We start from the raw sequence: 14976 nt of genomic DNA, 5'->3' as shown, positions 1-14976 counted from the left end.
TTGGTTTGTCTCAATTCGTTGAGCATGATCTTGCCGGAAAACCGCTTCGCACTTTTCCGGATCATGCTCTATCGATCCCGCACCAGCTCGCGACGAAGAGGGCGTAGGCCTTGGTCACCTTCTTCAGCGAATCGAGCTGGACCCGTTCATTGAAGCCGTGCGCGTTCTCCATCCTGGCGCCGAAGCAGAATGCGGGAACGCCATAGTCCAGGCCATAGAAGCGCGCATCCGTCAGCGCGGTCGAGGGAAAATCCGTCAGCTCGCGCCCGAACACATGCTCGTAGACCGAGCCGAGGACGGCCTCGCTCTCCTGCACCTCGGTGGCCTCGTAGCCCGGCGACAGGAAGCCGGACCAGACGATCTCCGGCGGATTGTTGGCGAGGAACGGATGGGCCCGGGCGGCCTTGGTCACGCACTCGACGATCTCGGCCTGGCAGTCGGCGATTTTCCACCCCGGCAGGATGCCGATCCGGCAATCCACGTCGCACCACGCCGGCACGCTGGAGGCCCAATCGCCGCCCTTGATGATGCCGGGATTGAAGTTGAGCGGGTGATGCACCGCGCCGAAGTAGCGATGCGACTTGGCACGCTCGTTCCACTCCGCCTCCAGCGCGTCGAGATGGCCGATCAAATGATAAGCGGCGCGGATGGCGCTGGAGCCGGTGCCGGCGCGCGCGACATGGACCGGGATTCCGCGAACCCTGAGGCGAAACCAGATCACGCCGACCTGGGCGCGCATCAACCGTTCCTCGGTCGGCTCCGGCAGCAGGCAGGCATCGGCACGGTAGCCGCGCTGCAGGGTCGAGAGCGCGCCGAGACCGGTGCTCTCCTCCTCGATCACGGATTGCAGATGGATGCGGCCCTTCGGCGCAAAGCCCGCGGCCTTCACCGCATCGAGCGCGTAGAGCGCGGCAATGGTGCCCGATTTCATGTCGCCGGTGCCGCGGCCATAGAGCCAGCCGTCCTCGACCACCGGCTGGAACGGCGGCCGCTCCCACATGTCGAGCGGCCCGACCGGCACCACGTCGCAATGCCCCTGAAGGATCAGCGAACGTCCCTCCTCGCGCGCCGGCCGATAGGTGCCGACGACGGTCCGCGCGCGGGAGAAATCGGTCTCGACCGGCCCGTAGCCGGGCAGCGTCTTCAGCTCGTCCTGATTGACGACCCAGTCGTCGACCTCATAGCCGCGCTCGCGCAGCAGCTTCGCGAACATGTCCTGACAGGGACCTTCTTGGCCGCGCGTGCTGGGAATCGACGAGAAGGCGATCGTGGTCGCGATCTGCTGCTCGAAGGCGGCGTCGACAGCCGCCTCGATGCGCTCGCGCGCGCCGGCCGGAAGGGGGACTGAACGGCTGTCGGTCATGAATTGATCCTTGCTGTGGGGCGTGCATCGGCCGCGGCCGCAAAGCCCGGCTGGTCGAAGAAATCGCGCCCGGGAATCGCGTCGAGCAGATCGCGGGTGTAGGCTTGGCGCGGCGCGGTGAACACGTCGGCGGTGGTGCCTTCCTCGACGATACGCCCCTTCTGCAGGACGATGACGCGGTCGGCGATCTCGGCGGCAATCCGCAAATCGTGCGTGATGAAGATCATCGCAAGCCGCATCTCCTGGCGCAACTCGGCGAGCAGCGCCAGCACCTGGGCCTGCACCGAGACGTCCAGCGCCGACACCGCCTCGTCGGCGATCAGAACCCGCGGCTTCAGCGCCAGCGCCCGCGCGATGCAGATGCGCTGGCGCTGGCCGCCGGAAAATTCGTGCGGGTAGCGATCGGCGGCGATCGCCGACAGGCCGACCCGCACCAGGAGCTTGTTCGCCTGCGCCATCGCCTCGGCCCGTGACGTGCCATAGGCCATCGGGCCGCGCGCGATGGCATCGCCGACCTTCTGGCGCGGATCGAGACTGGCAAACGGATCCTGGAACACGATCTGGAGCTGGCGCCGCGCCTGGCGCAACGCCTCGCCGCGCAGTTGCCGGAGATCCGCGCCGCCAAAGCGGATGGCGCCGGCGTCAGGTTCGGTCAGCCGCATGATCATGCGCCCGAGCGTCGACTTGCCGGAGCCGGATTCGCCGACCACCGCAAGCGTCTCACCCTCGTGCAGCGTCAGCGAGACGCCATCAGCGGCGATCACCTCACGTGGCGGCTGCAGCCAGCCGCGCTTGACCCGAAAGGTCTTTTGCAGGCCGATGACCTCGAGCAACGGCTCGGGGCGCACGATGGCCTCGTGAATGTCGGCGAGGCGCGCCTTCGGCACCGCGTCGATCAATTCGCGCGTGTAGGCGGCCTGCGGATTGCGAAGCACCTCGCTGGCTGTGCCCTGCTCGACCACCTTGCCATGGCGCAGCACCACGACGCGGTCGGCAACGTCGGCGACAACGCCGAAATCATGGGTGATCAGCAGCACGCCCATGCCGCGCTCGCGCCGGAGATCGTCGATCAGGCGCAGGATCTGGCGCTGGGTCGTGACATCGAGCGCGGTGGTCGGCTCGTCCGCGATCAGGAGCGCGGGGCGGTTGGCCATCGCCATCGCGATCATCACGCGCTGGCGCTGGCCGCCGGAAAGCTCGAACGGGTAGCTCTTTTCCAGCAGCTGCGGATTCGGCAGCCCGACCTGGGTCAGCAGCGTCAGCACCCGCTCGCGGACTTCGGTCACCGAGGGCGCAGGCCGCTGGTGCGCCAGGATCATCTCCTCGATCTGCCTGCCGACGCGCTTCAGCGGATTGAGCGAGGACAACGGCTCCTGAAAGATCATCGCGGCGTTGCCGCCGCGCAGCTTGCGGAGGGCGCGGCCGTCGAGCATCGACGGATCCTGCCCTGCGACCGTCACGGCGCCGGACGCGATGTCGACGCCCCGCGGCAACAGCGACAGCACCGCATGCGCGATCATCGACTTGCCGGAGCCGGATTCGCCGACCAGGCAAACCACCTCGTTTGGCCTGATTTCAAACGACACATTCTCGACCGCGAAGGGCCGGTCGCCCCCCTTGGGGAGCGCGATCGACAGGCCCTCGACGGCAAGAACAGGCGCGCCGGACTGCATGGCTTCGCTCATGACCGGCGCCTCGAGACGCGCGGGTTGAGGACGTCCGACAGTCCCTCGCCGAACAGGTTGATCGCCAGCACGGTGACGAGGATGGCAAGGCCGGGAAACACGCTCATCCACCACGCATTCCGGATCACGGTGCGGCCCGCGCCGATCATGAAGCCCCACGACATCAGATTGGGATCACCGAGTCCCATGAAGGACAGCGCGCTTTCCAGCAGGATCGCGGTGGCAACCGTCAGCGACGTCACCACCAGGATCGGCGAGATCGCGTTCGGCAGGATATGGCCGAGCACGATGCGCCAGGTGCGTTCACCCTGGCACAGCGCGGCCTCGACGAATTCGCGGTGCCGCAGACGGAGGAATTCGGCGCGCGTGAGCCGCGCCAGCGGCGGCCAGCTCACCGCGCCGATGGTCAGGATGATCGTCAGCAGCGACGGATTGAAGGTCGCGACCAGCAGGATGGCCAGCACGAAGGCCGGAATGGTCTGGAACAATTCCGTCATCCGCATCAGCACCAGATCGATCTTGCCGCCGAAATAGCCGGAGATCGCGCCGATCACGACGCCGATCGCCATCGCCGCGAGCGCCGAGGCGATGCCGATCAGGAGCGAGACGCGCGCGCCATAGGCGACCCCGGCGGCGACGTCGCGGCCGAGCGTATCGCCGCCGAGCCATAATCCGTCCTCGCCGGGCGGCGTGAACGGCGCGCCGACCATCTCCCAGGGCGAGACCGGAAACGCGATCGGCGCAATGATCGCGACGACAATGACGACGAGCAGCAGGACGAGGCCGATCATTCCGCTCGGATGACGCAGGAAGGCGCGCACCGTGTCCATCACGCCGCCCCCGTGGTCATGCGGGGATCGATCAGCCGGTAGACCAGGTCGGTGAGCAGGTTGAGCGCGATCACGACGATCGAAAGGATCAGGAAGATGCCGAGCAGGACCGGATAGTCGCGCTGCAGCAGCGCCTCGAAGGTCAGGCGGCCAAGGCCCGGCCAGGCAAACACCGTCTCGATCACCACGGCGCCGCCGACCAGCGCGCCGGCCTGCATGCCGGCGACGGTGACGACCGGCACCAGCGCATTGCGCAGCATATGGCCGACCACGATGCGCGTTCCGGACAAGCCCTTGGCGCGCGCGGTCTTGATGAAATCCTGCTGCGCGACCTCGATGATCGAGGAGCGCATCAGCCGCGCATAGATCGCCAGATAGATCGCCGCCAGCGAGGTCACCGGCATGATCATGTGTTTCATGATGTCGAGCGCATGCTCGACCGGCGAGAGCTGGACGTTGATGGTCTCGTAGCCGAACGGCGGCAGCCAGCCGAGCGTCACCGAGAACACCAGCACGAGCATCAGGCCGAGCCAGAACACCGGCGTCGCGTAGAGCACGAGCGAGAGCACGGTGAACACCGTGTCGAGCACGCTGCCCGCCGCGAGCCCGGCCAGCGCGCCGAGCGCGGTGCCGATCAGGAGCGCGAGGCAAAAGGCCGTCACGGTCAAGAGAAGCGTCGCCGGAAGCCGCTCGAGGATGAGATCGACGACCGGGCGGCGCTGGCGGTAGGAATAGCCGAGGTCGAGCTTGACGACACGGCTGAGGTGGCTCGCAAGCTGCACGAAATACGGCTTGTCGAGGCCATATTCCTTGCGCAGGTCGTCGAGCAGTTTTGGATCGGACGCGCCGGATTGCCCGGCCATGACCTGGGCCGGATCGCCGGGTGCGGCCCGCACCAGCACGAAGTTGAACGTCGCGATGACGAGGATCACGGCGACGAGCTGGGCGATGCGGCTGACCGCCTGAAGTCCGATCGCCGCGGCGCTGCCGAGCCGGGTCACGATTTGTAGACCGACCCGAAGGTTTCGTGCGAGCCGATGCCCGTCGTCACGATGTTCTTGAACGCCTTGTCGTAGATGATGGGATATTCGATCTCGAGCGTCCAGGCCACCGGCACATCCTCGACCAGGATCTGCTGCACCTTGCTGTAGAGCTCCTGGCGCTTGGCTTCATCGAGCGTCACCGCTGCCTCGTCGAACAGTTTGTCGACCTCGGGATTCGAATAGCCCTGCGTGTTGGAGAACAGGATGCCCTTCTTGATGTTCGACGAAATATAGGTGCGGGCGACGCCCAGCGCGGGATCGCCGAGCTGGTAGAGCAGATTCTGGGTCATCTCATAATCCCAGTTGCCGACCTTCTCGGCCCATCCGGCCATGTCGGTGCCGACAAGCACGAGATCGATGCCGACCCGCGCAAAACTCTGGCGAAAGAATTCGCCGGCCCGCTGATAGGACTCGCCATAGGGCGGCACGATATATTTGATCTCGGCGCGCTTGCCGTTGGCGCCAGGCTTCAATCCCATGTCGTCGAGCAGGGCCTTGGCCTTGTCGACCGAAAACTCGTAGCGCTTCACGTTCGGATCGTAGAACCGCGTCTTCGACGAGATCGGTCCGGTCGCCACCTTGGCGTTGCCGAAATAGACCCGCTTGCTGAACGCCTCGCGATCGATCAGGTGCATCACCGCCTGCCGGAACCGCTTGTCGTTCATCGGCGCGATGCGGTTGTTCATTTCGAGCCACTGATGCGGCGCGAAATACTCGTAGCCCTTGGTGGTGAATTCGAGATTCTTCTGCGCCTTGAAGCGCTGGACGTCATAGAATTCGACGTCGGACCATTGCACGAGCTGCACCGTGCCGTTCTCGAGCGCCAGCGCGCGCGAGGCCGCATCCGGAATCACGCGGTAGACGATCTCGTCAAGATAGGGCTGGTCCTTCTGATAGTAGCCGTCGTGGCGGACGAGATGAACATGCGAGCCGCGCACCCACTCCTTCAGCTTGAAGGGGCCGGTGCCGATCGCCTTGTCGTTCTCCGGGTTCTTGCGGTAGTCGGTGCCGTCATAGATGTGCTTGGGCACGATCGGGGCGGACGTGCAATCGAAGCAGCCGATGAAGGGCGCGAACGGCTGCTTCAATTTGAACACGACGGTGAGCGGATCGGGCGCCTCCGCCGACGCAACGCGGGCGAAGTTTTGCCGTGCGCGCGGGTGCGTCTCCACCAGCAGCTTCATGCAGCTGAAGACCACGTCCTCCGAGGTCATCGGCTTGCCGTCGTGGAAGGTGATGCCCGGAAACAGCTTGAACGTATAGGTCAGGCCGTCGGGCGAGACCTCCCACGATTGCGCCATGCCGGGCATCGGCTTGAGATCGGCGCCGTATTTCAGCAGGCCTTCGTAAATCTTGCCGCCGAGCGTCAAGGTCGGCTGCTGCTGGTTCAGCGCGGTCACCAGAACCGGCGGCTCAGGCTGGATGATGGTGTTGAGCGTTCCACCGCGGGTCTGGCCCGCCGCCCGCGTGATGCCGAACGGGATGGCTGCACCGCAGGCCAGCATTGCCTTGGTGAATTCGCGTCTGTTCATCGGACCTCTCCGTCTCCGCGCTCTCACATTCGATTTCGGCGAATGCCGCGGGGTGAGGCATTGTTGCCAAACGCCATATCCCGCGCTACCTGAAGAGGGACAACAACCATCGCGATCGGGCCAAGTGGCCCGGAAGATGCATGAGCACCCTGCGAAAACGACGATCGATCAGGAGCTCACGACACTTGAAAGTCGCAGCGCGACGAAATGACACCACCGGCTTGCGCGTCTGCCGCAAGCAATCGGGTCCCGCAGCCGCCGCGCACTATGCCGGACAACTGCAACAGGTCGAACGGCCGCTCGCGGCGATGGCGGCCTCCTATCCGAACGAAAGCACCAGCGCGCGGCACGCGCACCGACGCGATCAATTCATCCTGCAGACCGCGGGCGTCACCTCGATGATGACCGAGCGCGGCCATTTCGTCGTGCCGCCCGGCCACGGTCTGTGGATTCCGGCCGGCGTCGCGCACCAGTCGCGGGCCTGGGGCGAGGTCGAGATCCAGACCATCTATGTCACGCCTGACCGCATCAGGAATGCTCCGGCGACATGCCGCCTGATCAGGGTCTCCGCGCTGGTCGAAGCGTTGATGGAAGAAGCGGTGCACATGCCGACCCGTTACGATCCGGAAGGACGCGACGGCCGGCTGGTCGATTTCCTGCTCGACGAGATCGGCAGGATGCCGGAAGTGTCGCTGCATGTGCAGGTGCCGCCCGATCCGCGGCTCGCCGCGATCTGCGAGGCCGTGCTGGTCGATCCGAGTTCCGATCTCACGCTCGACGAATGGGCCGATCGCTGCCAGCTCAGCCGGCGGACGTTGACGCGTCTGTTCCGGCGCGAGACCGGCCAGAGTTTTGCGGCCTGGCGCCAGCGGGTGCGGCTGCTCGAAGCGCTGGCGCGGCTCGGCGCCGGCGAGGCCGTCACCTGCGTAGCGCTCGACGTCGGCTATGAAAGCCCGAGCGCCTTCGCCGCGATGTTCAAGCGCGAGCTCGGCGCCGCGCCGCGCCAGTATCTGCGCTGGGCCGATCCCGAAGTGGTGATGCGGTAGGCGAATTCGCGTCACGCATCTGCCGGAACGCAAAACCCCTGCGGTCAACGGGAGAGACCGCAGGGGTTTGCAGGTGGATGGCGTGAGGCCAGCAAGGCTGGGTGTCACCCCAAGGACCGGCGGCCGGATGAAAGCGGTACCGGCCTCATCATGCAAGCACGTCTTTTAGGCAGGAGTGCGTCAACATTCGCAGGCAAAGCGCGCGAGAAAATCTCACCTTCGCGCGCGCGTTGCATGCGGTCCGCTTCAGTCGTTGCGCGCAACCGCGGTCAGCTTGGTCATGTTGTGCAGCATGATCCGGCCGCGCTGCAGGTCGACGATGCCGTCCCTGCGCCAGGTCTGCAGCTGCCGGTTGACGCTTTCGCGCGCGGCGCCGACGAAGATGCCGAGCTGTTCCTGCGAGATGTGCACCTCGGAACCGAAATCCTCGGCCAGCGCGCATAGCCGCCGTGCGAGGCGGACCGGCAATGGCTGCAGCACGGATTCTTCCATCCGCTCGCTCTGCCAGCGGATGCGCTGGCACAGCAATTCGATCAGCCTGACCGCAACCTTCGGCTCGCGCTCGAGGAAGCCGAGGAAATCCTGCCGCCGCAGCACGAATAATTCGCTGGGCTCGCCCGCGGTCGCATCCGCGGTGCGGTCCTGACCGTCGAGCACGGCGACCTCGCCGAACAGGTCGCCGGATCCCATGAAGTTCAGTGTGAGCCGGCTGCCGTCGGAGGCACCGGTCTCGATCCGGATCTGGCCGCGGCGGACCCCAAACAGGGCATCGCCGGAATCGCCTTTCTGGAACAGCACCTCGCCGGTCGCGAGCTGCTGGGTGTGGCAGAGGCCGGAAAGCCGCTGCAATTCGTCCGCACCGAGATCGGCGAACATGGGATTCATCTTCAGAATGACCGCAAATTCGGCCTGTTTGCTCATTGTACTGCTGCCTTCCAAATCCATCCGAGCGATCCCCTGATGCCCGGTTAGCAAAAATCACCCTCATTAGAGTGTGTGAGAGGTCACATAAGTTCATGCGGTAACGGATTATTTTTCCGGTCATTGGAGCGAGATCCCGTTTGCGGGATAAACTCGTGTGATCGGCCGTGTCTTTCTGCGGCGGAACTCCGCTTGCCCGGCCTGGAACAACGACATGAGAGCACTGAAATTCGCCGGGGCCGCCATCGCTGCCGTGATCGTGATCATCGCGCTGGTCGCAGCGGTCGGGATCCCGTCCTCGTTCCTCACATCTGCGATCACCGACCGGGTCGAGCGCGAGACCGGCTACAAGCTCACCATCAATGGCGGCGCCAAGATCGGCCTCTGGCCGAGGGTCAATCTGACGCTGAGCGACGTCGTGTTGCAGGATCCGCGGGGGCGCGACGTCAACAACCGGTTCGCGGCCAGCAGCGTCGAGGCCGAGATGACGCTGTCGAGCCTGTGGTCGGGCCAGCCCGACATCACCGACCTCGCGATCGTCAAGCCGGTGATCAACCTGCCGCTGCAGCGCGAGCGCACCCGCGACCACAATCCGCCGGCGAAATCCTCCGCCTCCGATGCCAGCGGCATCACGATCCGGCATGTCAGCATCAGCGGCGGAACCATTGTCTTCTCCAATGTGCGCGACCGGGTCGAGAACCGGATCGAGACGCTCAACGCGGACGCGACGATCGGCGACGACCGCAAGATCGTCGTGACGGGTGACGCACAGGCCGGCGACAAGCCGCTAAGGTTCGAGATCCGCGCGACCGCGCCGCAAGCGCCGCTGGAGCGTCAGAGCGTGCCGGCCGAATTCAGCATCGATGCGCCCGGCCTGTTGCCCGCGGCGATCAAGGCGAATGCGGACGCGCGGTTGAACGGCACGGTGGTGATGTTCAACGGCGTGTCCGGCACGCTCGGCGATGGCGGCTTCACCGGCTGGGCCTCGGTCGATTTCGCCAGCAACAAGCCGCTGGTGAAGCTCGACCTCGACTTCCAGCGCATTGCGATCGCGATGCCGCCGGGCCAGTCCGGCTCCACGCAGCCGCTCGGCACCAATACCTGGAGCAACGCGTCGATCGACCTTGCCGGGCTCAACTATGTCGACGCGCAGGCGCGCATCTCGGCGACAGAGCTTGTGATCGGCGACGGCCGCTTTGCGCAGGCGGCGATCGACGCGTCGATCGACAGCGGCGTGCTGAAGGGCCGGCTCGCCAATCTCGGCGCCTATGAGGGCACCGCCAATGGCGACGTCACCATCGACGCGCGAGCTACGAATCCAACCTACGCGCTGCGGCTCGACCTCGCCGGGGCGCGCGCGCTGCCGGTGCTGAGGAGCCTCGCCGAGTTCGACAAGCTCGACGGCAGGATGCAGGCCAAGATCGCGCTGACCTCGCAAGGCGGCAGCGAGCGCGCCATCGTCGGCAATCTCGCCGGCACCGCCTTCGTCGTGTTCCAGGACGGCAAGATCCTCGGCCTCAACGTGGCGCAGATGATCCGGAGCCTCACCACCAGCACCTTGTCGGGCTGGCAGGCGAGCCAGGAGCTGTCGACCGATCTCAGCCAGCTCTCGGCCTCGTTCAAGGTCGACAAGGGGCAGGCCGTCACCACCGATCTCAATCTGATCGGCCCGCTGGTGAAGATGACCGGGGTCGGCACCATCGACCTCAACACCCGCCAGATCGGGTTCCGCGTCGAGCCGCAGCTCGTGATGACCACCGAAGGCCAGGGCCGCGCCGGCGATCCGGTCGGCCTCGGCATCCCCGTGATGCTCGAGGGGCCCTGGGTATCGCCGCGGATCTATCCGGAGATGCAGGGCATCCTCGACAATCCGCAGGCGGCCTATGCCAAGCTCAAGGGGATGGGCAAGGGCCTGTTCGGGGCGAACGGCCAGGGGCTGAGTGAAGGCCTCAACGGGCTGACCAATCTCCTCGACGGCGTGCAGGGCGGCGGCGCGCAGCCGGGCACAAGTCAGCCACCGGGCGGCGCCGCCGGCCAGAGCAACCCGCTCGGCGGGCAGCTTGGCGACACCATCGGCAATTTGCTGCAGCAGGGCCTCTCCACCCTCAACCAGGGCAACGCATCGCGGCCGAGCCGCAGCCTGGCCAAGCCCGAGGCGGACGCGCCGCCGGCCCCCGACCAAGCCCCGCCGCCACCCCCGCCGCCCGGCGAGACCGCCGAGCCGCACGACAGTCCGGCGATGAAGGACGTGCTGCGTCAGCTGTTCAATCGCTGATATTCCCGGATCTCCCCCGCCGATATGAAGGGCTAACCATGCGGCCCGAGCGGCCGCCCCGCCTCGCCGATCCGTGCTAAACAGCGGCGGATCATGCGGCGCACCCGATTGATGCGAGGGGGCGGACGAGGCTGGATGAACGCGGCTACGGACGAGGGCAAGAACTGGTTCCTGCGCGGCGGCCTGTTCGCCAAATATGTCCTCGCGCTGGTCGGCCTCGTCGTGTTCGTGCTCGCGGTCAACGGCGCGCTCGAGACCTGGATCAGCTACCGCGGCATCAAGGGCACGCTGACGGACGCGATGAGCGAGAAGGCGGATGCCACCGCCAAGCGCATCGAGCAGGCGATCTCCGACCTCGAGCGCCAGATCTCCTGGGTGACCCGCGCCTCCTCCAACACGATCGAGCTGCGCCGCGCCGACTACGCGCAATTGCTCGGCCAGGTGCCGGCGGTGAGCCAGCTCACCTTGATCAGCGGCCAGGGCCGGGAAATGCTGCGGCTGTCGCGCCAGACCACCACCGTCAATTCCAACGCCGACTTCTCCCGCGATATCAGGTTCACCGAGACCATCGCCCGCGGCACCGCCTATGCGCCGGCCTATTTTCGCGACGGGCGGCCGTTCATGTCGATCGGCGAGCAGCATTCCGGCTTCAATGCCGGCGTCACCATGGCCGAGATCGACCTGCGCTTCCTCAATGACTATTTCGGCGATTCCCAGGTCGGCCGGCTCGCTCATGCCTATGTCGTCGACGGCAAGGGCCGCGTGCTGGCGAGCTCGTCGAAGGGCCCCGAGGTCGGCAAGGACCTCGCCGCGCTGCCGCAGGTCGCCGCCGTGCTGTCGCCGGGCGGCAGGCCGATCGCCTCCGGCAAGGATGTCGACGGCAGCGCGGTGCTGACGACGGCAACCGCCGCGCCGAACCTCGGCTGGCACGTGTTCTATGAGCAGCCGACCGCGCAGGCGCTGTCGCCGATCCGCGACCAGCTGGTACGCATCGCGCTCTTGATCGCGCTCGGCCTCGTGGTCGCGATCATCGCCGGCACGATTCTGGCGCGGCGCATGCTGGAGCCGATCACGGCGCTGCGCACCGGCGCGCGGCGGTTAGGGGCCGGCGATTTCGGCCATCGCATCGAGGTGAAGACATCGGATGAGCTGGAGGAGCTCGCCGGCCAGTTCAACAGCATGGCCAGCCAGCTTGCCGAGACCTATTCCGACCTCGAGGCCAAGGTGAAGGAGCGCACCCGCGACCTCGCGCAATCGATCAACGAGCTGAAGGTGCTGGAGGAGGTCGGCCGCGCGGTGGCGTCCTCGCTTGATCTTGCCGCCGTGCTGCCAACGGTCGGCGCCCGCGCGCTCGAGATCACCCATGCCGACGCCGTGCTGATCTATGGCTATGACGCCGCGCAGCGTACGTTCAACCTGACGCAAGCGATCGGCATCGACGGCAAGGCCGAGGGCCGTCATCGCGCGATCGATGCGGCGAACAGCCCGCTCGGCGAGGCCGCCGCGAAGGGCGAGCCGCTGGCGTTTCCCGATCTCACGACAAGTACCGATTATCCGCCCGATCATCCGCTGCGCGATGTCGTGGCCGGCGCCGGCTTCCGCTCCGTGCTGGTGGTGCCGCTGGTCGACCAGCAGGGCGTGCTCGGCGCGCTGGTGGTGCTGCGCAAGGCGGCCGGCGATTTCCCGGCGAGCCTGATCGGCCTGATGAAGACCTTCGCGCACCAGGCGGTGCTGGCGATGCGCAACGCGCGGCTGTTCACCGAGGTCGACCAGAAGAGCCACGCGCTGGAAGAGGCCAACGCCACCGTGCGCGAGCAGGCCGACAAGCTGCGCGAGCAGACTGAAGCGCTCAAGGACTGGAACAAGTCGCTGGAGCAGCGGGTCGAGACCCAGCTCGGCGAGATCGAGCGCATCCGAAGGCTCGAGCGCTTCCTGGCGCCGCAGGTGGCGCAGCTGATCGCCTCGTCCGACAATCCCGAGGGCCTGCTCGACAGCCACCGCCGCGAGGTCACCGTGGTGTTCTGCGACCTGCGCGGCTTCACCGCCTTCACCGAGGCGACCGAGCCGGAAGAGGCGATGAACGTGCTGCGCGAGTATCACGCCGCGCTCGGCAAGCTGATCTTCAAATACGAAGGCACGCTCGACAAATATGCCGGCGACGGCGTGATGATCCTGTTCAACGCGCCGATCCAGCTCGCCGACCACACCGCGCGCGCCGTGAAGATGGCGGTGGAGATGCGCGACACGGTCGGCCCGCTGACCGAGAAGTGGCGCAACCGCGGCCACAGTCTCGGCTTCGGCATCGGCATTGCGCTCGGCTATGCCACGCTCGGCCAGGTCGGCTTCGAGCAGCGGCTGGAATATGCCGCGATCGGCAGCGTCACCAACCTCGCCTCCCGCCTGTGCGGCGAGGCCAAGGCCGGCCAGATCGTGGTGAGCCGCCGCGTCTACGGCATGGTCGAGGCTTGCGTCGACGGCCGCGCCATCGACGACCTCGTGCTGAAGGGATTCAATCATCCCATCCTGGCCGCGGAGATTTTGCGCTGGAAGGGCGAGCCGTCAGCGGAGGCGGCGGCGGAATGAGCGACGCACGCACGTCACCGGGTGCTAGCTAGGACAAACCCGTCATCCTGTGGTGCGAGCCTCTTCGGCGAGCCTCGAAGGATGCACGGCCCGACTGGTGGCCGTCGACCCTTCGAGGCTCGCTCCGCTCGCACCTCCAGCGACAAAGGCGAAGCCTTTGCGCGGGGGTGACGGCTTGAGAGCATCGCTGCAGGACTAGCCTGATTGCGGATGAGAGGCCGTCCGCCCCGTCTCCCAGCGGGAACCCGCTACCGCCAAACCTTGCATTCGCGCGGAAAGTGTGTATATTTGCGACATTCGATTAGCCGTTGTGCCTTGTTGAATGGTCAGAACGGCCCTCCTCCAAAGACATCGTGAGTTCAATCGATGGTGCGCAATCCTGCGCAACACCTGCGCATATGCGCGTTTTGGAGAAGAGAATGCCGACAGGTACTGTGAAGTGGTTCAACGGCCAGAAGGGCTTTGGTTTCATCGAGCCGAGCGATGGCAGCAAGGATGTGTTCGTTCACATCAGCGCCGTCGAGCGCGCCGGTTTGTCCGGCCTGGCTGAAGGCCAGAAGGTTTCGTTCGAGCTGAAGACCGACAAGATGCGCGGCAAGACCAGCGCCGAGAACCTTCAGATCGTCTGAAGCTCTTGCCTGGGCATGATCTTCGCGCAAACGCGTTTCGCGTTTGCCACAAGGGATCGTGCCCTCGTCATTCCACGGATGTACTGGAATGACGTCGCGACCCGCCCGGTCCGCATCGGATTGGGCGGGTTTTTGCGTATCTTGAGAGGATGCCGATGACCGCGAGAAAGCCCGACCCATCACCCGAAAGCCTTGCGCGAGCCGACCGCCAGCGACTGGCGGCCGAGGAAGGCGCGCGCGCCATGGCCGAGGTCGAGCGCGACGCGCTCGCGATCCGTAAGAACATGGAACGCCTCCGCGCGCTCCGCGAAGCGCGCGAGGCCGAAGCGGCGACCGAAGCCGATGCGGCGGCGCCCGCCGCCAAGCGCACTATCAAGCGGGTCAAGCGCATCGTGCGCTGACGCTGCGCTGTGGCGAAGCTGTTTTGATTGCAGCTACAGCCGATGAGCCGCCTTCCATCCCCCGTCATTGCGAGCGAAGCGACGCAATCCATGCTTCAGCATGCACAGAACCATGGATTGCCGCGTCGCTATCGCTGCTCGCAATGGCAATTCCGTCATCCCCGCGCAAAGGCTTCGCCTTTGTCGCTGGAGGTGCGAGCACAGCGAGCTTCGAAGGATGCACGGCCACCAGCCGGGCCATCGCCCCTTCGAGACACGCTGCAAAAGCGCGCTCCTCAGGGTGACGGAGCCGCGTTAGTCCCCGATCAACATTGTTAAGCAGCCGAACGGACGCGCTCGCGCTCTCGCGGCGCGTTGCGCCCGAGGGAAGCGATCAGCTCACCTTCAATGATCGTGAGAGGGCGAAGGGAAGGCCGGGCGCCGATTGCACCCATGGGTCCCGTGCAGCAAAAATCAGGGAGGTAGGACCACAGGTGAAGCCGAAACATCCGGCCTTCCCTGCGCAATGGGTCAGGGCTTAATTCGTGCTCTTCCCGGCGAGACCGGGCTTTCTTGTCACCGTCTTCGCAAAACGCATTCGTGTCTCGAGGCACCTGCCACTGGGGCACCAGAACCACACGACTTCGCCGTCCGCCGATCAGCGCGCGTCGTCGCGCGCACCGCCAGCG

The 14976-nt window shown here is 65.9% G+C and carries 11 protein-coding genes; 5 read left to right on the top strand and 6 right to left on the bottom strand.

What is annotated here, in order from left to right; genetic code table 11:
* Positions 1-61: 61 nt before the first annotated feature.
* From XI02_RS02585 to XI02_RS02565, 5 genes are read right to left on the bottom strand one after another with little or no spacing between them, the layout of a single operon-like run.
* Positions 62-1363, bottom strand: a complete 1302-nt coding sequence (locus tag XI02_RS02585; protein WP_172646055.1) for an ArgE/DapE family deacylase — start codon at positions 1361-1363, stop codon at positions 62-64.
* Positions 1360-3048 (bottom strand): ABC transporter ATP-binding protein, encoded by a 1689-nt coding sequence (locus tag XI02_RS02580; protein WP_172646056.1) that lies wholly within the window; start codon positions 3046-3048, stop codon positions 1360-1362. The genes XI02_RS02585 and XI02_RS02580 overlap by 4 nt, the downstream gene beginning before the upstream one ends.
* A complete protein-coding gene (locus XI02_RS02575; protein WP_069279706.1) occupies positions 3045-3878 on the bottom strand; it encodes an ABC transporter permease in 834 nt (277 codons plus the stop codon). Before XI02_RS02575 ends, XI02_RS02580 begins: the two co-directional genes overlap by 4 nt.
* On the bottom strand, positions 3878-4879 hold the full coding sequence (locus XI02_RS02570; protein WP_172646057.1) for an ABC transporter permease: 1002 nt from the start codon (positions 4877-4879) through the stop codon (positions 3878-3880). Before XI02_RS02570 ends, XI02_RS02575 begins: the two co-directional genes overlap by 1 nt.
* Positions 4876-6453 carry an ABC transporter substrate-binding protein gene (locus tag XI02_RS02565; protein WP_069279708.1) on the bottom strand — a complete coding sequence of 526 codons (1578 nt, stop codon included), beginning with the start codon at positions 6451-6453 and terminating at the stop codon, positions 4876-4878. Before XI02_RS02565 ends, XI02_RS02570 begins: the two co-directional genes overlap by 4 nt.
* A gap of 185 nt (positions 6454-6638) precedes the next feature.
* On the opposite strand from XI02_RS02565, the gene XI02_RS02560 reads away from it, so the two are divergent.
* Positions 6639-7499: a helix-turn-helix domain-containing protein gene (locus XI02_RS02560; protein WP_016845952.1), complete on the top strand. Its 861-nt coding sequence runs from the start codon at positions 6639-6641 to the stop codon at positions 7497-7499.
* A 246-nt stretch (positions 7500-7745) separates the two neighbouring features.
* Here the strand turns inward: XI02_RS02560 and XI02_RS02555 are convergent, their stop codons facing one another.
* Complete coding sequence (locus XI02_RS02555) at positions 7746-8420, bottom strand: Crp/Fnr family transcriptional regulator (protein ID WP_172646058.1); 675 nt, start codon at positions 8418-8420, stop codon at positions 7746-7748.
* 214 nt (positions 8421-8634) lie between these two features.
* On the opposite strand from XI02_RS02555, the gene XI02_RS02550 reads away from it, so the two are divergent.
* From XI02_RS02550 to XI02_RS02535, 4 genes are all read left to right on the top strand, one after another.
* Positions 8635-10695, top strand: a complete 2061-nt coding sequence (locus tag XI02_RS02550; RefSeq protein ID WP_172646059.1) for an AsmA family protein — start codon at positions 8635-8637, stop codon at positions 10693-10695.
* A 135-nt stretch (positions 10696-10830) separates the two neighbouring features.
* The gene (locus tag XI02_RS02545; RefSeq protein WP_172646060.1) at positions 10831-13278 is read left to right on the top strand and encodes an adenylate/guanylate cyclase domain-containing protein; all 2448 of its coding nucleotides are present in this window, start codon (positions 10831-10833) and stop codon (positions 13276-13278) included.
* Positions 13279-13697: 419 nt separating this feature from the next.
* On the top strand, positions 13698-13907 hold the full coding sequence (locus XI02_RS02540; RefSeq protein WP_018269429.1) for a cold-shock protein: 210 nt from the start codon (positions 13698-13700) through the stop codon (positions 13905-13907).
* A 155-nt stretch (positions 13908-14062) separates the two neighbouring features.
* Positions 14063-14308: a hypothetical protein gene (locus tag XI02_RS02535; RefSeq protein WP_038378389.1), complete on the top strand. Its 246-nt coding sequence runs from the start codon at positions 14063-14065 to the stop codon at positions 14306-14308.
* Positions 14309-14976 lie beyond the last annotated feature (668 nt).

Origin of the sequence: Bradyrhizobium sp. CCBAU 21365 (assembly GCF_015291305.1) — a bacterium.
GTDB classification, from domain to species: Bacteria; Pseudomonadota; Alphaproteobacteria; order Rhizobiales; family Xanthobacteraceae; genus Bradyrhizobium; species Bradyrhizobium elkanii.
This window is presented reverse-complemented; position numbering and strand designations above follow the sequence as displayed.